Consider the following 18,903-nt stretch of genomic DNA (forward strand, 5'->3'; position numbering starts at 1 on the left):
CACAGCTGGTCAATGGCAGATACTGTTGCAAGGCAGAGTCCAGTGCACGCAGATGCGCAACCACCCACCCCAACAAACTCGGATCGGTTAAACTCTGCGACTTTCTCCAAAGAAGCCCCTTTCCCATGGCCCAGCCTTCCACCACCTACAAGTTCGAACTGAATCTGACCGACCTCGACCGCGGCGTGTACGAAAACGTGCGTCAGACGATCGCTCGTCACCCGTCGGAGACCGAGGAACGCATGGCCGTCCGTCTGCTGGCCTACGCCCTTTGGTACAACGAGAACCTGTCGTTCGGCCGCGGTCTGTCGGATGTCGATGAGGCCGCCCTGTGGGAAAAAAGCCTGGATGATCGCATCCTGCACTGGATCGAAGTCGGCCAGCCCGACGCCGACCGTCTCACCTGGTGCTCGCGCCGTACCGAGCGCACCAGCCTGCTGGCCTACGGCAGCTTGCGGGTGTGGGAGAACAAGGTGGTCGGCGCGGTCAAGGGCCTGAAAAACCTGAGCATCGCTGCTGTCCCGCAGGAAGTCCTGGAGGTTCTGGCCACCGACATGCCGCGTACCATCAAATGGGATGTGATGATCAGTGAAGGCACGGTATTCGTCACCGATGACCGTGGCCAGCACGAAGTCCAATTGCAGTGGCTGCTCGGTGAGCGCGGCTGACCTGATCCGATCTGACAGCCGAAGACCCCATGCGTATCGAACCCCGCCCCCTGCCATCGGCACTGCCCTTCCTTGGCAACCTGCCGCCCCTGTTGACCCGGCTGTATGCCGCCCGCGGCGTGCAGAGCGAGTCCGAACTGGACAAGAGCCTGGCGCGCCTGTTGCCGTACCAGCAGCTTAAAGGAATCGAGGCGGCCGTCGACCTGTTGGTCGAGGCCCTGGACCTGCGTCAGCGCATCCTGATCGTCGGCGACTTCGACGCCGATGGCGCCACCGCCAGCACCGTAGGTGTGCTGGGGCTGCGACTGCTGGGTGCGGCCCATGTAGATTACCTGGTGCCCAATCGCTTCGAGTACGGCTATGGCCTGACCCCGGAGATCGTGCAGGTGGCGTTGCAGCGTCAGCCGCAACTGCTGATCACTGTCGATAACGGTATCTCCAGTGTCGATGGCGTGGCGGCGGCCAAGGCTGCCGGGCTCAAGGTCCTGGTCACCGACCACCACCTGCCTGGCGAGCAGTTGCCCGACGCCGATGCGATCGTCAACCCGAACCAGCCAGGCTGTACCTTCCCCAGCAAGTCGCTGGCCGGGGTGGGGGTGATCTTCTACGTGCTGATGGCCCTGCGTGCCCGTCTGCGCAGCCTTGGACGCTATGAGACGCAGGCCCAACCGAACATTGGCGAACTGCTCGACCTGGTGGCGCTGGGCAGTGTCGCCGACGTGGTGCCGCTGGACGCCAACAACCGTATCCTCGTGCACCAGGGGCTCGAGCGCATCCGTGCCGGGCGTGCTCGTCCTGGGTTGAAGGCAATTCTCGAAGTGGCGCGGCGCGATCATCGGCGCATCACCTCGACCGACCTGGGTTTCATCCTCGGGCCACGGCTCAACGCCGCCGGTCGGCTGGACGACATGAGCCTGGGCATCGAATGCCTGCTGTGCGAAGACCCCGCCGTTGCGCTGGACATGGCCGGGCAACTGGACGGGCTCAACCAGGATCGCAAGTCCATCGAGCAGGGCATGCAGCGCGAAGCCCTGGCCCAGCTCAAGGACCTGCCGATCGAGTCCATGCCCTATGGCCTGTGCCTGTTCGACGCCGACTGGCACCAAGGTGTGATCGGCATCCTCGCCTCGCGCCTGAAGGAGCGCTACCACCGACCGACCATCGCCTTTGCCGATGCGGGCGAGGGCATGCTCAAGGGCTCTGCCCGTTCGGTGCCGGGCTTCCATATCCGCGATGCGCTGGATGCCGTGGCTGCACGCCAGCCGCACCTGATCAGCAAGTTCGGCGGCCACGCCATGGCCGCCGGCTTGTCGCTGCCTGAGGCCAATTTCCAGGCCTTTGCCGATGCGTTCGACGAAGAGGTGCGGCGCCAGTTGTGCGAGGACGACCTGACCGGGCGCCTGCTGTCCGACGGCACCCTGGCGGTCGAGGAGTTTCATCTGGACCTGGCCCGCGCCCTGCGCAATGCTGGCCCTTGGGGGCAGCATTTTCCCGAGCCGCTGTTCCATGGCGTGTTCCAGATGGTCGAACAGCGCGTGGTGGGGGAGCGGCATCTGAAAGTGGTGCTCAAGAGCGAGTGCGGCTCGGTGAAACTCGATGGGATCGCCTTCGGCATCGACCGCGACGTGTGGCCCAACCCGACGGTGCGTTGGGTGGAGGTGGCCTACAAGCTCGATGTGAACGAGTTTCGCGGCAATGAAAGCGTGCAACTGATGATTGCGCACATGGAGCCGCGCTGACAGAGGGCAGCCCTCAGCGCGGGGCGTCCATCCGGCGGAACCTCCCCCCAGGGTAATCTGGTCTAGTCTCAGAGAAGACCGGTACCGGGCCACGGCCGCACACGAGTGTCCGGGCCGGATCACCATTGGAGTCCTTGGGAGGTCCCCTCATGAGCCTGCTGCTTGAGCCGTATACCCTGCGTCAGCTGACCCTGCCCAATCGCATTGCGGTTTCGCCAATGTGCCAGTACTCGAGCGTCGATGGCCTGGCCAACGACTGGCATCTTGTCCACCTGGGCAGTCGCGCCGTCGGTGGCGCCGGGCTGGTGATCACCGAGGCGGTGGCTGTCACTGCCGACGGAAGAATCACCGCCGAAGATCTCGGGCTGTGGAACGACGACCAGATCGTCCCACTGCAACGTATCACCCGCTTCATCACTTCCCAGGGCGCCATTCCGGGCATTCAGCTGGCGCATGCCGGGCGCAAGGCGAGCACCCATCGTCCCTGGCTCGGCAAGCACGGCAGCGTCAAGGTCGAGGACGGCGGCTGGCAGCCGGTCGGGCCTTCGAAGATCGCCTTCGATCCGGAGCATACGCCGCCGCGCGAGCTGAGCCACGAGGAGATCCAGGGTGTTGTCCAGGCCTTCGTCCAGGCCGCCGAGCGTGCCAAGGCAGCCGGGTTCAAGGTCGTCGAAATCCATGCGGCCCACGGCTACCTGCTGCATCAGTTTCTTTCGCCGCTGAGCAACCAGCGGCGTGACGAGTACGGCAGCTGCTTCGAGAACCGTATTCGTCTGACGCTTCAGGTGACCGAGGCCGTACGTGAGGTGTGGCCGCAGGAGTTGCCGCTGTTCGTGCGGGTATCGGCCACCGATTGGGTCGAGGATGGCTGGAACCCAGACGAGACGGTCGAGCTGGCGCGTCGCCTGAGGGCGCTGGGGGTCGACCTGATCGACGTGTCCTCGGGCGGTACCTCGGTCAATGCCGAAATCCCGACCGGCCCGGGTTACCAGACCCGCTTCGCCGAGCGGGTGCGCAAGGAGTCGGAAGTCGCCACCGGCACCGTGGGCATGATCACCGAACCTGCCCAGGCCGAGCACATCCTGCGTACCGGTCAGGCCGACCTGATCTTCCTCGCCCGCGAACTGCTGCGCGATCCTTACTGGCCGCTGCATGCCGACGATGACCTGGGTGGCAACAAGGCAACCTGGCCTGCGCAGTACCAACGTGCGACCAGCCGGGCCAATCCGATTCATGAGTCGGATCTGCGGGAGTGATGGATCCGCGTCCCGTTCGACTGGCCGGATGCAACATCCCGAAGCAAATGCGTTAAGGGAGAATTCAGGCTGCGGGCCTACTCTGGAGCTTTCCTATCCGTCCAGGAGTCATCCAGATGAACACCCGTGGTCTGCTCGATCAACTGCTCAAGTCCGGCCAGTCACTGCTGCAGAACCAGCAGGACAAGGGCGGGGCGGGCAAGGTGCCCGGTCTTGGTGATCTGCTCGGGGGTGGCCAAGGCAAGGGCTCTGGCCTTGGCGGCCTGCTTTCCGGTGCCGGAGGCGGGGCGCTGGCGGCCGGGGCCATGGGGCTGCTGCTGGGCAGCAAGAAGGCGCGCAAGTACGGTGGCAAGGCACTCACCTACGGTGGCCTCGCCGCCCTTGGCGTGCTGGCCTACAAAGCCTATGGCAACTGGCAGGCGCGCCAGGGCCAGGCCCCTGCGCAGGAGCCACAGACCCTCGATCGCCTGCCGCCGGCCCAAGCCGAGCAACACAGCCAGGCGGTGCTCAAGGCGCTGGTGGCGGCGGCCAAGTCCGACGGTCATATCGATGAGCGCGAGCGTGAACTGATCGAGGGCGAGTTCGTGCGCCTGGACAGCGATCGCGAGCTGCAGGCCTGGCTGCATGCCGAGCTGAACAAGCCGCTCGATCCTGCCGAAGTGGCCCGTGCCGCACAGACCCCTGAAATGGCCGCAGAGATGTACCTGGCCAGCGTGATGATGGTCGATCAGGAACACTTCATGGAGCGCGCCTACCTTGACGAACTGGCCCGCCAATTGCGCCTGGACCCGAACTTGCGCGAGGAACTGGAACGCCAGGTACGGGACGCTGCGGCACAGTGACGTGGCGATTGGCTATTTAATCGGCAGGGATGCCTGAATACTCCGCAATTCAACCGATAACGCGCCTGGCGCCTAGGCTATACTTCGACGATTTTCCCGCTCGTGAAGAATTCCTGAGGGCTGATTGTGAAGAACTGGACCTTGCGCCAACGGATCCTGGCAAGTTTCGCCGTGATCATCGCCATCATGCTGTTGATGATCGTAGCGGCGTATTCACGCCTGGTGACCATCGAAGCCAGCGAGCAGGCAGTGGGCACGGACAGCATTCCGGGAATCTACTACAGCTCGATGATCCGCAGCGCCTGGGTCGACAGCTACGTCGCCAGCCAGCAGTTGGTCGGCTTGTCCAACCATCGCGAGCTGACCTCGGCCGACCTCGAGCTGTTCAAGGGTTTCCACGACCGCCTCAGGGCGCAGATGGCCAACTACCAGGGCACGATCCAGGACGCGCAGGACCAGGCATCCTTCGACACCTTCGTGCGTCTCGAGGAGGCCTACGTCAAGGTGGTCGACCAGGTCCTGGCAGCCTACCGCGAGAAGAACTACCCCGAAGCCGAGCGCCTGATCGCCGAAGTACTGACACCGGCCTGGACCGACGGGCGCAAGCACCTGAACTCGGTGATCGACCGCAATACCGAATCCGCCAATGCCGCCACCCGCGAGATCGTCAGCGCCGTGGCCACCGCCAAGGGCAGCATGATCGTTTCGCTGATCCTGGCGATTGTCGCTGCTGGTATCTGCGGCCTGCTGCTGATGCGCGCCATCAGTGCTCCCATGCAACGCATCGTGCACGCCCTCGACAAGCTGCGCTCGGGTGACCTCAGCGCGCGCCTGAACCTGGACCGCAAGGATGAGTTCGGCGCCATCGAGAATGGTTTCAATGAAATGGGCGAGGCGCTTGCCAACCTGGTGGCCCAGGCCCAGCGCTCATCGGTGCAGGTGACCACCTCCGTCACCGAGATCGCCGCCACCTCCAAGCAGCAGCAGGCCACGGCCACCGAAACCGCTGCAACCACCACGGAAATTGGCGCCACCTCGCGCGAGATCGCCGCGACCTCGCGTGACCTGGTGCGTACCATGACCGAGGTGACCAGTGCCGCCGACCAGGCTTCGAGCCTTGCCGGTTCCGGCCAGCAAGGCCTGGCGCGCATGGAGGAAACCATGCATCAGGTGATGGGCGCCGCCGACCTGGTCAACGCCAAGCTGGGCATCCTCAACGAGAAGGCCAGCAACATCAACCAGGTGGTGGTGACCATCGTCAAGGTCGCCGACCAGACCAACCTGCTGTCGCTCAACGCCGCCATCGAGGCGGAAAAAGCCGGTGAGTACGGCCGCGGTTTTGCCGTGGTGGCCACCGAAGTGCGCCGCCTGGCCGACCAGACCGCAGTGGCCACCTACGACATCGAGCAGATGGTGCGCGAGATCCAGTCCGCGGTGTCGGCTGGGGTCATGGGCATGGACAAGTTCTCCGAGGAAGTGCGCCGCGGCATGTTCGAGGTGCAGCAGGTAGGCGAGCAGCTCAGTCAGATCATTCATCAGGTGCAGGCGCTGGCGCCACGGGTCCTGATGGTCAACGAGGGCATGCAGGCCCAGGCCACCGGCGCCGAGCAGATCAACCAGGCGTTGGCCCAGCTCAGTGATGCCAGCACGCAGACGGTCGAGTCGTTGCGCCAGGCCAGTTTCGCCATCGACGAACTGAGCCAGGTGGCTGCCGGGCTGCGTGGCGGTGTCTCGCGCTTCAAAGTCTGACGGCGATGAACGATCTGCAACCGCGTGATCAGCGGCAGGCCGAAGCCAAGGGCGTGTTGTACCTGCTGTTCCATATTGGCGAACAGCGCTTTGCCCTGGATGTGCGCGAAGTGATAGAGGTGCTGCCGCTGCGCCCGCTCAAGCCCATCGCCCAGGCGCCCGTCTGGGTCGCCGGGATCCTCGGGCATCGCGGCGCGCTGGTACCGGTCATCGACCTGTCGTCCCTTACCTTCGGCGCGCCTGCGCCGCAGCGCACCAGCACGCGCCTGGTACTGGTGCGTTATGGCAATGCCCTGCAACTGGGGTTGGTGCTCGAACAGGCGACCAACACCTTGCGTTGCCAGCCCGACGAGTTCCAGCCCTATGGGCTGGACAACAGCGAGGCGCGTTACCTGGGCCCTGTGCGACAGGATGCGCAGGGGCTGTTGCAGCGCATCCAGGTCGACGACCTGTTGAGCGATGCCGTACGCCTGCTGTTGTTCCCGGATCAATCCGCGCAGGTGGCAGGATGATCGAACAACGCTTCTTCCGCTTCCTGCAGGAGCGCATCGGCCTGGATGTGGACTCGGTGGGCGCGCCGATGGTCGAGCGGGCCCTGCGCCAGCGGTGCGTGGTACTTGCCGCGCGTGACCTCGACGACTACTGGCTGCGCCTGCAGCAATCGCCCGGCGAGCAGCAGGCGTTGATCGAAGCGGTGATCGTCCCTGAAACCTGGTTCTTTCGTTATCCCGAATCGTTCACGGCATTGGCTGGGCTGGCGCAAAAACGCCTGGTCGAGCTGGCCGGATCACGACCACTGCGTATCCTCAGCCTGCCGTGCTCGACCGGCGAGGAGCCCTATTCGATTTCCATGGCGCTGCTCGATGCGGGTCTGTCTCCATCGGCCGTGCGCATCGATGCCATGGACATCAGCCCCAGCTCCCTCGCCCGTGCCGAGCAGGCCGTGTATGGACGCAACTCGTTTCGTGGCAGTGAACTGGCATTCCGTGAGCGGCACTTCGACTGCACCGATGACAGTTACCGGCTGCATGAGCGCGTGCGTCAGCAGGTCAGCCTGGAGCCTGGCAATGTGCTCGATCCCGCCCTGCGCAGTCGCAAGGGAGTCTACGATTTTGTCTTTTGTCGCAACCTGCTGATCTATTTCGACGTACCTACCCAGCAGCGGGTCTTCGAGGTGCTCAAACAGCTGCTCCACGACGATGGCGTGCTGTTCATCGGCCCGGCCGAGGGCAGTTTGCTGGCGCGCCTGGGCATGCGGCCGATCGGCATCGCGCAGTCGTTCGCCTACGTGCGTCAGGATCAGCTCGGCGTGCAGCCACCGGTCAACCCGGTGCCGCCGGCACGGCCCGCCATCGCGCCGGTGGCTTCGCCGCGTCCAGTCGCCATGCCCGTGGCGGCACCACCCTTTGCCCGTGCTCCCCGCCCGCCCGCCAGGCCGGTTGCGTTGGCGACCGTGAACGAGAACGAAAGCGAGTTGCTCGCAGCCATCGCCCGCCAGGCCAATGCCGGTGCCAGCGAGCAGGCCCGCGCCAGTTGCGAGCGCTACTTGCGTCTGTTCGAGCCGAAGGCGCAGGTCTACTACTGGCTGGGGCTGCTCAGCGATACCCAGGGCGATGCCGGCGAAGCACTCAAGCATTACCGCAAGGCCCTGTACCTCGAGCCCCAGCACACCGAGGCGCTGCTGCACCTGGCCACGCTGTTGGCATCCCAGGGGGATGTCACAGGGGCACGGCGCCTGCAGGAGCGGGCGGCGCGGGCGGGCAGGGAGTCTGAACGATGAGTGGTGCCTACTCGATGGACCTGATCGCCCGGGGCCATGAAGACATCGACGATTGCTGGAATCGCATCGGTGTCCATGGCGACAAGCAATGTCCGCTGTTGGACCGGCACATCCACTGCCGCAATTGCGAAGTGTATGCCGCGGCGGCTACCCGCCTGCTCGACCGCTACACCTTGTTGCAGGACGAGCATGTCGAGACCGTGCAGGTGGAACAGGGCACTGTCGGCCGTTCCATGCTGCTGTTCAGGCTGGGGGAGGAATGGCTGGCGCTGGCCACGGCCTGCCTGGCGGAGATCGCGCCGCTGCAGGCCGTTCACTCGCTGCCGCACCAGCGTTCGCGGATGTTGCAGGGGGTCGCCAACGTGCGAGGTGCGCTGGTGCCGTGCCTGTCGTTCGCCGACCTGTTGGGCATGGAGCTGGCGCCGACACAGGAGCGTAGCGGCCGGGTGATGCCACGGATGTTGATCCTGGCTGCCGAAGGTGGCCCGGTGGTATTGCCGGTCGACGAGATCGACGGCATCCATCGGCTGGACACTTCGCGCCTGCACGAGGAGCACGACGCGGCCCACTTCACGCTGGCGGTACTGCAATGGCGTGGCCGCAGTGTGCGTGTACTCGATGAACAACACCTCCTGTCTGCCGTGAAGCGGAGCCTGTCATGACCCCGGAGCAAATGCGCGACGCATCGTTGCTCGAACTGTTCAGCCTTGAGGCCGAGGCCCAGACCCAAGTGCTCAGTGCCGGGCTGCTGGCCCTCGAGCGCAATCCGGCCCAGGTCGACCAGCTGGAAGCCTGCATGCGCGCAGCGCACTCTCTCAAGGGCGCCGCGCGTATCGTCGGCATCGATGCCGGCGTCAGCGTCGCTCATGTCATGGAGGATTGCCTGGTCGCGGCCCAGGAGCGCCGCCTGTTGCTGCGCCCTGAGCACATCGATGCCTTGTTGCAGGGCACTGACCTGCTGATGCGCATTGCAACACCCGGGGATACCCAGGCCGAAACGGCGGTGCCGGCGTTCCTGGTGCAGATGGCCATGTTGCTCGACCCTTCTTCGGCACCCGCGCCGGATGCTGCCGGCGCTGCGGCCACGCCTTCGCCGCTGGCGATGCCGCCCGAGGTGCCGACGACGCCTGTCGAGCCCGAGGCGGAAGTGGAGCCTGCGCCCGCAGCCAGGGGCGGCAAGCGCGCAGGCGAGGGCGCGGAGCGCGTGCTGCGGGTCACCGCCGACCGCCTGAACAGCCTGCTCGACCTGTCGAGCAAGTCGTTGGTGGAAACCCAGCGGCTCAAGCCCTATCTCGCCAGCCTGCAGCGCCTCAAACGCATGCATGGCCAAGGCATGCGCGCCCTCGACGGGCTCAAGAGCCAGCTCGAGGGCAGCGGGCAGAGCGCCGAGGTGCTCGATGCCTTGGCCCAGACCCAGCGCTTGCTCGCCGAAACCCAACAGATCCTCCAGCAGCAGGCTGCCGACCTCGACGAGTTCGGCTGGCAGGCGAGCCAGCGCGCGCAGTTGCTGTACGACACTGCGCTGGCCTGCCGGATGCGTCCCTTCGCCGATGTGCTGACCGGGCAGAGCCGCATGGTGCGCGACCTTGGGCGCTCCCTGGGCAAACAGGTGCGGCTGCTGATCGAGGGCGAGAAGACTCAGGTCGACCGCGATGTGTTGGAGAAACTCGAGGCGCCGCTCACGCACTTGCTGCGCAATGCTGTCGACCATGGCATCGAGCAGCCCGAGCGACGCCTGTTGGCGGGCAAGCCCAGTGACGGCACGCTGCGCCTGCGCGCATCGCACCAGGCCGGGTTGCTGATTCTCGAACTGAGCGACGACGGTGCGGGCATCGACCTTGAGCGCCTGCGCCGCAGCATCGTCGATCGGGCACTGTCGCCCGCCGAGACCGTGGCGCAGATGAGCGAGGCCGAGCTGCTGACCTTCCTGTTCCTGCCCGGTTTCAGCCTGCGTGACCAGGTCACCGAGGTGTCTGGACGAGGCGTCGGCCTGGACGCGGTGCAGCACATGGTGCGCGAACTGCGCGGGTCAATCGAGCTCACTCAGGTGGCGGGGCAGGGCTGCTGCTTCCACCTGGAGGTACCGCTGACGCTGTCGGTGGTGCGCAGCCTGGTGGTCGAGGTCGGTGGCGAGGCCTACGCCTTCCCGTTGGCGCATATCGAACGCACTCTCGATGTACCGGCCGAGGCCATCGTGCAGATCGAAGGTCGTCAGCACTTCTGGCACGAAGACCGCCATATCGGCCTGGTCGCCGCAAGCCAGTTGCTCAACCGTCCGGCGGCGCAGGAGGAGGCGGACAATCTGCGCGTGGTGGTCATCCGCGAGCGCGAGCAACTGTACGGTGTGGCCGTGGAGCGCCTGATCGGCGAGCGCGTGCTGGTGGTGATGCCGCTCGACCCGCGTCTGGGCAAGGTCCAGGACATTTCCTCCGGCGCCTTGCTCGACGATGGCTCGGTGGTGCTGATCATCGATGTCGAAGACCTCCTGCGCTCGGTGGACAAGCTGCTGAGCACCGGGCGCCTGGAGCGTATCGATCGCGGGGCACGGGCGGGCCGGGGAGTGGCGCGCAAGCGCATCCTTGTGGTCGACGACTCGCTGACGGTACGCGAGCTCCAGCGCAAGCTGCTGGGTACGCGAGGTTACGACGTAGCGGTGGCGGTCGATGGCATGGATGGCTGGAACGCCCTGCGCAGCGAAGACTTCGACCTGCTGATCACCGACATCGACATGCCGCGCATGGACGGTATCGAGCTGGTCACCCTGGTGCGTCGCGACAATCGCCTGCAAACGTTGCCGGTGATGGTGGTGTCTTACAAGGACCGAGAAGAGGACCGCCGACGTGGACTGGATGCCGGTGCCGACTATTATTTGGCCAAGGCCAGCTTCCATGACGATGCGTTGCTGGATGCGGTGGAGGAGTTGATTGGAGGAGCCCAGGGATGAGGATCGCCATCGTCAATGACATGCCCATGGCTGTCGAAGCCTTGCGCCGTGCGCTGGCCTTCGAGCCTGCGCACGAAGTGATCTGGGTGGCCGGCGATGGTGCCGAGGCCGTGCACAAGTGTGCCGAGCAGACGCCGGATCTGATCCTCATGGACCTGATCATGCCGGTGATGGATGGCGTGGAGGCGACCCGCCGGATCATGGCCGAAACCCCTTGCGCCATCGTCATCGTCACGGTGGATCGCAAGCAGAATGTGCACCGGGTGTTCGAGGCCATGGGCCACGGCGCCCTCGATGTGGTCGACACGTCGGCACTGGGCGCGGGCGATGCCCGGGAGGCGGCGGCACCGTTGCTGCGCAAGATCCTCAACATCGGCTGGTTGATCGGCCAGCAGCGCTCCAGCGCGGCGCGCACCGTGGCGGCGCCGGTGCGTAACCCAGTGCTTCGCTGCGGCCTGGTGGCCATTGGTTCGTCGGCAGGCGGCCCGGCTGCGCTGGAAGTGTTGCTCAAGGGACTGCCACGGGATTTTCCGGCGGCCATCGTGCTGGTCCAGCATGTCGATCAGGTGTTCGCCGCCGGTATGGCCGAATGGCTGAGCGGTGTGTCCGGGCTACCGGTACGTCTGGCCCGCGAGGGTGAACCACCACAACCGGGGCAGGTGTTGCTGGCAGGTACCAACCACCACATCCGGCTGTTGCAGAATGGCCAGCTGGCGTATACCGCCGAGCCGGTCAACGAAATCTACCGCCCTTCGATCGACGTGTTCTTCGAGAGCGTGGCGCGCTTCTGGCGCAGCGATGCGGTGGGCGTGCTGCTCACCGGCATGGGCCGCGATGGCGCGCAGGGCCTGAAGTTGATGCGCGAGCAGGGCTTCCTGACCATCGCCCAGGACCAGCAAAGCAGTGCGGTGTATGGCATGCCCAAGGCCGCCGCAGCGATCCAGGCGGCGGTCGAGATACGACCGCTGGAGCGAATTGCCGGGCGACTTGTGGAAATCTTTCCGAAATGACGATATGTATTGAGTCACGCCGCCTGGCCGGTAGTGACCTGGTGAATAGGGATGAATGACCTACCGATCGATGGTTTCACGACGATCAACGAAAGCGCCGCGATGGTCCTGCTGGTCGACGACCAGGCGATGATCGGCGAGGCGGTGCGTCGTGGGCTGTCCCACGAGGAAAACATCGACTTCCACTTCTGTGCCGATCCACACCAGGCGGTAGCCCAGGCCATGCGCATCAAGCCGACGGTGATCCTCCAGGACCTGATCATGCCGGGCCTGGACGGTTTGACGCTGGTGCGCGAGTACCGCAACAACCCGGCGACCCAGGATATCCCGATCATCGTCCTGTCGACCAAGGAGGACCCGCTGGTCAAGAGTGCGGCCTTCGCCGCCGGGGCCAACGACTACCTGGTCAAGCTGCCGGACACCATCGAGCTGGTGGCGCGTATCCGCTATCACTCGCGCTCCTACCTCACCCTGCTGCAGCGTGACGAGGCTTATCGCGCCTTGCGTGTCAGCCAGCAGCAGCTGCTCGACACCAACCTGATGCTGCAGCGGTTGATGAACTCCGATGGCCTGACCGGGTTGTCCAACCGCCGCCACTTCGACGAGTACCTGGAACTGGAGTGGCGCCGCGCCATGCGCGAGCAGCAGCAGCTGTCGCTGCTGATGATCGATGTCGACTACTTCAAGGCCTACAACGACAGCTTCGGCCATCTGGCCGGTGATGAGGCCCTGCGCCAGGTGGCCGAGGCCATTCGCGGCTCCTGCTCGCGCCCCAGCGATCTGCCGGCGCGTTACGGCGGCGAGGAGTTCGCCCTGGTGCTGCCCAACACGTCGCCGGGCGGTGCCCGGCTGGTCGCCGAGAAGCTGCGCCAGACCGTGCATGCGCTGAATATCCCGCACACCGCGCCACAGGCCGACTCGCGCCTGACCGTGAGCATTGGCCTTGCAACCCAGACGCCAAGCATCGGCAGCCATTGCCGGCAGTTGATCTCGGCGGCGGACAAGGGGCTCTACCAGGCCAAGCACAGTGGGCGTAACCAGGTTGGGATCGCTTGAGCCTCCTCGCGGAAGGTCGACTGGGCTAGGTAGTGTGCGTCTACGCTGAGGATGCGAGCGCAGGGTGGGTGTTGAGTGCGGCGCTACTCACTCGGCCCTCAAGGTAGGACTGCCTGGTCGGTGGTGGAGTAGCTCAAGGGTGCCGGACTGGGAAGTTTGCTCAGGTCGAGTTTGATGACGGGCAACCAGGCATTGGTTGCCTGCTTGTACTTGCGCTGGAAGTTCATGGCCGCGACGCGCCCGTTGTTGTTCGTGTAGAAGAACGCTTCCATGGGTAACTGTCGTGGAATGTTCTGGGGCCATGCCTCCAGTAAGACCTCGTTGTGCGTATTCGGCATGTTCACGGGGCGCTGGTCGCGCACTTTATAAGCCACTGCGAATTGTTCGGCATCGTGCGTGCTGAGCGAGCACTGGAACTTCGGGTGGCTTAGCTTCGCGGTAAATGCGTACCAGCTCTCGATCGTGGACGCGTGTTGTCCCTGGCACGAGCTCAGGTCTGCTTCGGCCATCATCGCGCCGGGTTGAATGCCGCAGCCTTGGTCGGGGCGCCCCTCGGAGGCGGTCCAGGCATCGTAGGCGTAGACACAGAGATAGCGCATGGCATATCCCTGGTCGATCGCCTCTTGTTGTGGCAGGAATACGATTCCACTGCTCCCGTGCAAACTGGTTACGCGTGTGCCTCGGCGTAGCCAGGAAAATGAGACCATGCCAAGTCGGTCTGCCCTTTCGCTGGGGTTCCACGGGAAGAAATCTCCGTCACCGATGGATCTGAGCATCAAACCGTCGCAGTAATAAGCTGGTCGCCCCTCGTCGCAGACATCCCGTGTGTCGAGAAAGCGGGCATTCAGACGTTCCGCTACCTGCTGACCGCCAAGGGCCGGCGCGATCGCCACGCGCAAGGCGGGGAGGGGGTACTCGTGGTTTGCCAATGTCTTGATGTGCGCACTCAGCACCGCGTTCATTCCCGCTTCTGCCTTGATGACTGAGTGCGGGACAGTGAAGTCGATCGGCGAAGGCCCATTGGCAGGTTGCCATGTGCTGACCCATCCCTGTCGACTGCCGCGCCAGCGCAATTGGATGGCGTCGCCCTGCTGGGCCCCCGGAGCATTAACCTGAACGGACAAGTCGGCACCCTTGAGAACGCCCAGATCGATCAACGTTGCATGACCGATACCCTGGAGGGCAACGGGGGGTGTATCGGAGGCCGCAGCGGATGTTGGCTGTGCTGCAATCGTCAGCGGGCAGGACAGCGTTGCAAGGAGTAGTGCGAGGTCATATTTACGCATCGTCGGTCAACTCCTGACGGTGTTTAGGTAACCGTGATTTTCGCTGTATCCATCGTTCATGAGAACTGGCAAAAATGTCAGGTACGCCGTGGGGCCAGGCACTGTGGAGAGAGGGGCATCTTGAAAAATTGATCGGCGCGTTATTCATGACGGCTATCCCTCTTTGGTTGGATAGTAACCTTCATGGCGTCTCGATTTTCGTGATCGTACAACTACCATGAAGTTGCGCCGAGGGGTGTCGTTACGTCATTTTTTGATTGTCGTTGTCTCGCTTGCATCTGCTGATTCAGGGGCGGGCAGCGTGTGGGGCGCTACTCTGCAGGTGGTAATTGCCAGGCGTTTCACCCGAAAGGGCTGCCCAGTGGGTCTGCCGTCCTGCGCCAGGCTGGGTTATACTCGCGGGCTTTTCACCGAATTCGTGCGAGTAGCCAGAGCCATGGAAATCCAACCGATCCTGAACACCATCAAGGACCTCACCGAACGCTCCCAGTCCATTCGGGGGTATCTTTGACTACGATCACAAAGCTGATCGTCTGATCGAAGTCAACCGCGAGCTGGAAGACCCCAACGTCTGGAACAAGCCCGAGTACGCTCAGGCCCTGGGCCGCGAACGTGCCATGCTGGCGCAGGTGGTCGAGACCCTCGACAAGCTGTCCAACGGCCTGGCTGACTGCCAGGACCTGCTCGACATGGCGGTCGAGGAGGGTGACGAAGGTGCCGTCGGCGACGTCGTGACCGAACTGGAAGGCCTGGAAGAAAACCTCGCCCAGCTCGAGTTCCGTCGCATGTTCAGCGGCGAGATGGACATGAACAACGCCTACCTGGACATCCAGGCCGGCTCCGGTGGCACTGAAGCGCAGGACTGGGCCAACATCCTGCTGCGCATGTACCTGCGCTGGGCCGACAAGCGCGGCTTCGACGCCACCATCATCGAGCTGTCCGAAGGTGAAGTCGCCGGCATCAAGGGCGCCACCGTGCACATCAAGGGCGAGTACGCCTTCGGCTGGCTGCGCACCGAGATCGGCGTGCACCGCCTGGTGCGCAAGAGCCCGTTCGACTCCGGTGCCCGTCGCCATACCTCGTTCTCGGCGGTGTTCGTCTCGCCCGAGATCGACGACAAGGTCGAGATCGAGATCAACCCGTCCGACCTGCGCATCGACACCTACCGCTCCTCCGGCGCCGGTGGCCAGCACGTCAACACCACCGACTCGGCGGTGCGTATCACCCACGTGCCGACCAACACCGTGGTGGCGTGCCAGAACGAACGCTCCCAGCACGCCAACAAGGATACCGCCATGAAAATGCTGCGGGCCAAGTTGTACGAGCTGGAAATGCAGAAGCGCAACGCCGCCTCGCAGGCGCTGGAAGACAGCAAGTCGGATATCGGCTGGGGTCACCAGATCCGCTCCTACGTGCTCGATGATTCGCGCATCAAGGACCTGCGTACCGGTGTCGAGCGCAGCGACTGCCAGAAGGTCCTCGACGGCGACCTCGACCAGTACCTGGAAGCCAGCCTCAAGCAGGGGCTGTAAACCGCACACCACTGCCGCGATACGAGGCCATGGGCCCGTATCGCGTGCCCTGCCCGACAGGGGCACCGAATACCTGATGGAAACAATGACGACATGAGCGACCTCAAGACCGAATCGCAAGACCTGCAACAGGAAGAAAACACCCTGATCGCCCTGCGCAAGGAAAAACTTGCTGCCGAGCGTGCCAAGGGCAACGCCTTCCCCAACGACTTCCGTCGCGACAGCTACTGCAACGACCTGCAGAAGCAATACGCGGACAAGACCAAGGAAGAGCTGGAAGCAGCCGCGATCCCGGTCAAGGTTGCCGGTCGCATCATGCTCAACCGTGGCTCGTTCATGGTGATCCAGGACATGACCGGGCGCATCCAGGTCTACGTCAACCGCAAGACCCTGCCTGAAGAAACCCTCGCCGCGGTCAAGACCTGGGACCTGGGCGACATCATCAGCGCCGAAGGTACCCTGGCCCGTTCCGGCAAGGGCGACCTGTACGTCGAGATGACCAACGTGCGCCTGCTGACCAAGTCGCTGCGCCCGCTGCCAGACAAGCACCATGGCCTGACCGACACCGAGCAGCGCTACCGCCAGCGCTACGTCGACCTGATGGTCAACGAGGAAACCCGCCACACCTTCCGTGTGCGTTCGCAGGTGATCTCGCATATCCGCAAATTCCTGATCGAGCGCGACTTCCTCGAAGTCGAGACGCCGATGCTGCAGACCATCCCTGGCGGCGCTGCGGCCAAGCCGTTCGAAACCCACCACAACGCTCTGGACATGGCCATGTTCCTGCGCATCGCGCCGGAGCTGTACCTCAAGCGCCTTGTCGTTGGTGGCTTCGAGAAAGTGTTCGAGATCAACCGCAACTTCCGTAACGAAGGCGTTTCGACCCGGCACAACCCCGAGTTCACCATGCTCGAGTTCTACCAGGCCTACGCCGACTACCGTGACAACATGGACCTCACCGAAGAGCTGTTCCGCGAGCTGGCGCAGCTGGTACTGGGTACTACCGACGTGCCGTACGGCGACAAGGTATTCCACTTCGGCGAGCCGTTCGCGCGCCTGTCGGTGTTCGATTCGATCCTCAAGTACAACCCGGAGCTGACCGCCGCCGACCTGCAGGACGTCGACAAGGCCCGCGCCATCGCCAAGAAGGCTGGCGCCAAGGTGCTGGGCCACGAAGGTCTGGGCAAGCTGCAGGTGATGATTTTCGAAGAGCTGGTCGAGCACAAGCTGGAGCAGCCGCACTTCATTATCGAGTATCCGTTCGAAGTGTCGCCGCTGGCCCGTCGCAACGATGACAATCCGGCCGTGACCGACCGCTTCGAGCTGTTCATCGGTGGCCGCGAAATCGCCAACGCCTACTCCGAGCTCAACGATGCCGAAGACCAGGCCGAGCGCTTCCTGGCGCAGGTCGCCGAGAAGGACGCCGGTGACGACGAAGCCATGCACTACGATGCCGACTTCGTGCGTGCCCTGGAGTACGGCATGCCGCCTACGGCAGGTGAAGGTATCGGTATCGACCGTCTGGTGATGCTGTTGACCAACTCGCCGTCGATTCGCGATGTGATCCTGTTCCCGCACATGCGTCCGCAGGCTTGAGTGATTTGAAAAAGCCGCCTCTCGGGGCGGCTTTTTCTTGCCTGGCTGTGTAGTCTCTGTACCGGCCCTATCGCGGGGCAAGTTGGATCGCGATAGGGCCGGTACAGACAATGAACATCCCCCAGACAGACACCGAGGTCCCTACCGTGCCCCCCGCAAACGCCCAGCAAGGCGCCGCCGGCGTAGCCAACGCCGTCGCCGAGAGCGTGCAGTACCAGGGTCGCAAGACCAGCCGCCAGGGCAGCGAGCAACGCCGCCAGCAGATCCTCGACGCGGCCATGCGCATCGTCGTGCGCGACGGTGTGCGCGGTGTGCGCCACCGCGCAGTAGCGGCCGAGGCCGGGGTCCCGCTGTCGGCCACCACCTATTACTTCAAGGATATCGAAGACCTGCTCACCGATACCTTCGCCCAGTACGTCGAACGCAGCGCCGCTTACATGGCCAAGCTGTGGGCCAACACCGAAGTGGTGCTGCGCCAGTTGCTGGCCCAGGGCGACTGCAGCCCGCAGTCCCGTGCACGCCTTGCCGACGAAGTGGCGCGCATGACCGCCGACTATGTGACCCGCCAGCTGTACAACCGCCGCGACTTCCTGATGGCCGAGCAGGCCTTCCGCCAGGAGGCGTTGCTGTGCCCCCGGCTGGCCGAACTGGTGCGGGCCCATGAGCAGATCCTGCTGCATGGCGCGCGGCAGATGCTTCAGGTGGTGGGCTCGCGCCAGCCCGAGCAGGACGCCCTGGTGTTGACGGCCATCATCGAGCAGATGGAATATCAAGGGCTGCTCAAAGAAGCGAACGCCCAGGCCGATGGGCAGATGCTCGCTATCCTTACCCGTTACCTGCACTTGGTGCTGGCCGCGGTTTGAGGCGCAGCCGATCTTTTCAAGGAGAACCTGATGAAAGCCTGGCGTGTGCTGTTGTTGACCTTGTCGTTCCTGCTGCTGGGCGGGTGTCTGGTGACCTTCGACGAACCGCTGGCCAGTAATGAACCGGCCCCCAAGGCCTTGCTGGGCCAATGGAGCAGCAAGGATGCCTGGGGCCAGCCACTGAAGCTGACCATCAGCCGCGTCGGCGGTAACACCTACAAGGCCGTGGCCCGTACGCAGGGCAAGGCTGCCGAGGAATACACCTTCAGTGTGTCGCGCCATGGCAACCGCTGGTACCTCTCGGCCGGCGTGCCCAAGCGTCTGGGGGGCAAGTTCCTGATTGGCGGTTTCGAGGTCGTCGACGGCAAGCAACTGGTGGTCTACAACCTTGACGTCGAGCAGGTCCAGCAGGCTGTAAACAACAAGGAGTTGAGCGGACGCAGCACCGAGGTGCCCGAGGATAACGGACCGGGTGTGCTGATCGACAGCCCCGCCGAGCGGGTGCTGGCCTACCTCGACGATCCGGCCAACTCCGACCTGTTCGTCGAGGTGGCGCGGTTCCAGCGGGCCGGCAAATAGCGG

16 protein-coding genes are annotated in these 18,903 nt (G+C 64.2%); 15 read left to right on the forward strand and 1 reads right to left on the reverse strand.

The window, feature by feature from the left end; all coding sequences use genetic code 11:
* Nucleotides 1-125: 125 nt before the first annotated feature.
* The 11 genes from ACMGGG_RS03600 (at nt 126) to ACMGGG_RS03650 (ending at nt 13,044) form a co-directional block, all read left to right on the forward strand.
* Complete coding sequence (locus ACMGGG_RS03600) at nt 126-668, forward strand: YaeQ family protein (RefSeq protein ID WP_054895081.1); 543 nt, start codon at nt 126-128, stop codon at nt 666-668.
* Nucleotides 669-697: 29 nt separating this feature from the next.
* On the forward strand, nt 698-2,407 hold the full coding sequence (gene recJ, locus ACMGGG_RS03605) for a single-stranded-DNA-specific exonuclease RecJ (protein WP_054895080.1): 1,710 nt from the start codon (nt 698-700) through the stop codon (nt 2,405-2,407).
* A 149-nt stretch (nt 2,408-2,556) separates the two neighbouring features.
* Complete coding sequence (locus tag ACMGGG_RS03610; protein ID WP_414154881.1) at nt 2,557-3,663, forward strand: NADH:flavin oxidoreductase/NADH oxidase; 1,107 nt, start codon at nt 2,557-2,559, stop codon at nt 3,661-3,663.
* 116 nt (nt 3,664-3,779) lie between these two features.
* Nucleotides 3,780-4,505 (forward strand): tellurite resistance TerB family protein, encoded by a 726-nt coding sequence (locus ACMGGG_RS03615; protein WP_414154882.1) that lies wholly within the window; start codon nt 3,780-3,782, stop codon nt 4,503-4,505.
* Nucleotides 4,506-4,631: 126 nt separating this feature from the next.
* Nucleotides 4,632-6,254, forward strand: a complete 1,623-nt coding sequence (locus ACMGGG_RS03620; protein WP_063543316.1) for a methyl-accepting chemotaxis protein — start codon at nt 4,632-4,634, stop codon at nt 6,252-6,254.
* 5 nt (nt 6,255-6,259) lie between these two features.
* Nucleotides 6,260-6,766: a chemotaxis protein CheW gene (locus ACMGGG_RS03625; RefSeq protein WP_414154883.1), complete on the forward strand. Its 507-nt coding sequence runs from the start codon at nt 6,260-6,262 to the stop codon at nt 6,764-6,766.
* On the forward strand, nt 6,763-8,034 hold the full coding sequence (locus ACMGGG_RS03630) for a CheR family methyltransferase (RefSeq protein ID WP_414154884.1): 1,272 nt from the start codon (nt 6,763-6,765) through the stop codon (nt 8,032-8,034). The genes ACMGGG_RS03625 and ACMGGG_RS03630 overlap by 4 nt, the downstream gene beginning before the upstream one ends.
* On the forward strand, nt 8,031-8,696 hold the full coding sequence (locus tag ACMGGG_RS03635; protein WP_372821414.1) for a chemotaxis protein CheW: 666 nt from the start codon (nt 8,031-8,033) through the stop codon (nt 8,694-8,696). The genes ACMGGG_RS03630 and ACMGGG_RS03635 overlap by 4 nt, the downstream gene beginning before the upstream one ends.
* Entirely contained in the window at nt 8,693-10,978 is a 2,286-nt protein-coding gene (locus ACMGGG_RS03640; protein ID WP_323452353.1) for a hybrid sensor histidine kinase/response regulator, read from the forward strand. The genes ACMGGG_RS03635 and ACMGGG_RS03640 overlap by 4 nt, the downstream gene beginning before the upstream one ends.
* Nucleotides 10,975-11,988 carry a chemotaxis response regulator protein-glutamate methylesterase gene (locus ACMGGG_RS03645; RefSeq protein ID WP_414160012.1) on the forward strand — a complete coding sequence of 338 codons (1,014 nt, stop codon included), beginning with the start codon at nt 10,975-10,977 and terminating at the stop codon, nt 11,986-11,988. Before ACMGGG_RS03640 ends, ACMGGG_RS03645 begins: the two co-directional genes overlap by 4 nt.
* Nucleotides 11,989-12,039: 51 nt before the next feature.
* Nucleotides 12,040-13,044 (forward strand): response regulator, encoded by a 1,005-nt coding sequence (locus ACMGGG_RS03650; protein WP_063543328.1) that lies wholly within the window; start codon nt 12,040-12,042, stop codon nt 13,042-13,044.
* 98 nt (nt 13,045-13,142) lie between these two features.
* Here ACMGGG_RS03650 and ACMGGG_RS03655 read toward each other — a convergent pair whose 3' ends face one another.
* A complete protein-coding gene (locus ACMGGG_RS03655; protein WP_414154886.1) occupies nt 13,143-14,330 on the reverse strand; it encodes a hypothetical protein in 1,188 nt (395 codons plus the stop codon).
* Nucleotides 14,331-14,766: 436 nt separating this feature from the next.
* Between ACMGGG_RS03655 and prfB the strand changes: the two genes are divergently transcribed.
* The 4 genes from prfB (at nt 14,767) to ACMGGG_RS03675 (ending at nt 18,900) form a co-directional block, all read left to right on the forward strand.
* Nucleotides 14,767-15,862 (forward strand): peptide chain release factor 2 gene (prfB, locus tag ACMGGG_RS03660; RefSeq protein ID WP_112897576.1). Its coding sequence is split into 2 segments (ribosomal slippage): nt 14,767-14,838 and nt 14,840-15,862, totalling 1,095 coding nucleotides; the frame shifts between segments, so codons are not numbered across the junction.
* Nucleotides 15,863-15,955: 93 nt separating this feature from the next.
* A complete protein-coding gene (lysS, locus tag ACMGGG_RS03665; protein ID WP_414154887.1) occupies nt 15,956-17,458 on the forward strand; it encodes a lysine--tRNA ligase in 1,503 nt (500 codons plus the stop codon).
* A gap of 110 nt (nt 17,459-17,568) precedes the next feature.
* On the forward strand, nt 17,569-18,321 hold the full coding sequence (locus ACMGGG_RS03670) for a TetR/AcrR family transcriptional regulator (RefSeq protein ID WP_054895069.1): 753 nt from the start codon (nt 17,569-17,571) through the stop codon (nt 18,319-18,321).
* Nucleotides 18,322-18,351: 30 nt separating this feature from the next.
* Nucleotides 18,352-18,900 (forward strand): hypothetical protein, encoded by a 549-nt coding sequence (locus ACMGGG_RS03675; RefSeq protein ID WP_054895068.1) that lies wholly within the window; start codon nt 18,352-18,354, stop codon nt 18,898-18,900.
* Nucleotides 18,901-18,903 lie beyond the last annotated feature (3 nt).

It is taken from the genome of Pseudomonas sp. BNK-44-b (assembly GCF_047456245.1).
Classification (GTDB): Bacteria; Pseudomonadota; Gammaproteobacteria; order Pseudomonadales; family Pseudomonadaceae; genus Aquipseudomonas; species Aquipseudomonas machongensis.

What these genes read in the sequence shown, in the direction of transcription:
- ACMGGG_RS03600 (WP_054895081.1), top strand. Translation starts at nt 126, where the DNA reads ATGGCCCAGCCTTCCACCACCTACAAGTTCGAACTGAATCTGACCGAC.
- recJ (WP_054895080.1), top strand. Translation starts at nt 698, where the DNA reads ATGCGTATCGAACCCCGCCCCCTGCCATCGGCACTGCCCTTCCTTGGC.
- ACMGGG_RS03610 (WP_414154881.1), top strand. Translation starts at nt 2,557, where the DNA reads ATGAGCCTGCTGCTTGAGCCGTATACCCTGCGTCAGCTGACCCTGCCC.
- ACMGGG_RS03615 (WP_414154882.1), top strand. Translation starts at nt 3,780, where the DNA reads ATGAACACCCGTGGTCTGCTCGATCAACTGCTCAAGTCCGGCCAGTCA.
- ACMGGG_RS03625 (WP_414154883.1), top strand. Translation starts at nt 6,260, where the DNA reads ATGAACGATCTGCAACCGCGTGATCAGCGGCAGGCCGAAGCCAAGGGC.
- ACMGGG_RS03630 (WP_414154884.1), top strand. Translation starts at nt 6,763, where the DNA reads ATGATCGAACAACGCTTCTTCCGCTTCCTGCAGGAGCGCATCGGCCTG.
- ACMGGG_RS03635 (WP_372821414.1), top strand. Translation starts at nt 8,031, where the DNA reads ATGAGTGGTGCCTACTCGATGGACCTGATCGCCCGGGGCCATGAAGAC.
- ACMGGG_RS03640 (WP_323452353.1), top strand. Translation starts at nt 8,693, where the DNA reads ATGACCCCGGAGCAAATGCGCGACGCATCGTTGCTCGAACTGTTCAGC.
- ACMGGG_RS03645 (WP_414160012.1), top strand. Translation starts at nt 10,975, where the DNA reads ATGAGGATCGCCATCGTCAATGACATGCCCATGGCTGTCGAAGCCTTG.
- ACMGGG_RS03650 (WP_063543328.1), top strand. Translation starts at nt 12,040, where the DNA reads ATGAATGACCTACCGATCGATGGTTTCACGACGATCAACGAAAGCGCC.
- ACMGGG_RS03655 (WP_414154886.1), bottom strand. Translation starts at nt 14,330, where the DNA reads ATGCGTAAATATGACCTCGCACTACTCCTTGCAACGCTGTCCTGCCCG.
- lysS (WP_414154887.1), top strand. Translation starts at nt 15,956, where the DNA reads ATGAGCGACCTCAAGACCGAATCGCAAGACCTGCAACAGGAAGAAAAC.
- ACMGGG_RS03670 (WP_054895069.1), top strand. Translation starts at nt 17,569, where the DNA reads ATGAACATCCCCCAGACAGACACCGAGGTCCCTACCGTGCCCCCCGCA.
- ACMGGG_RS03675 (WP_054895068.1), top strand. Translation starts at nt 18,352, where the DNA reads ATGAAAGCCTGGCGTGTGCTGTTGTTGACCTTGTCGTTCCTGCTGCTG.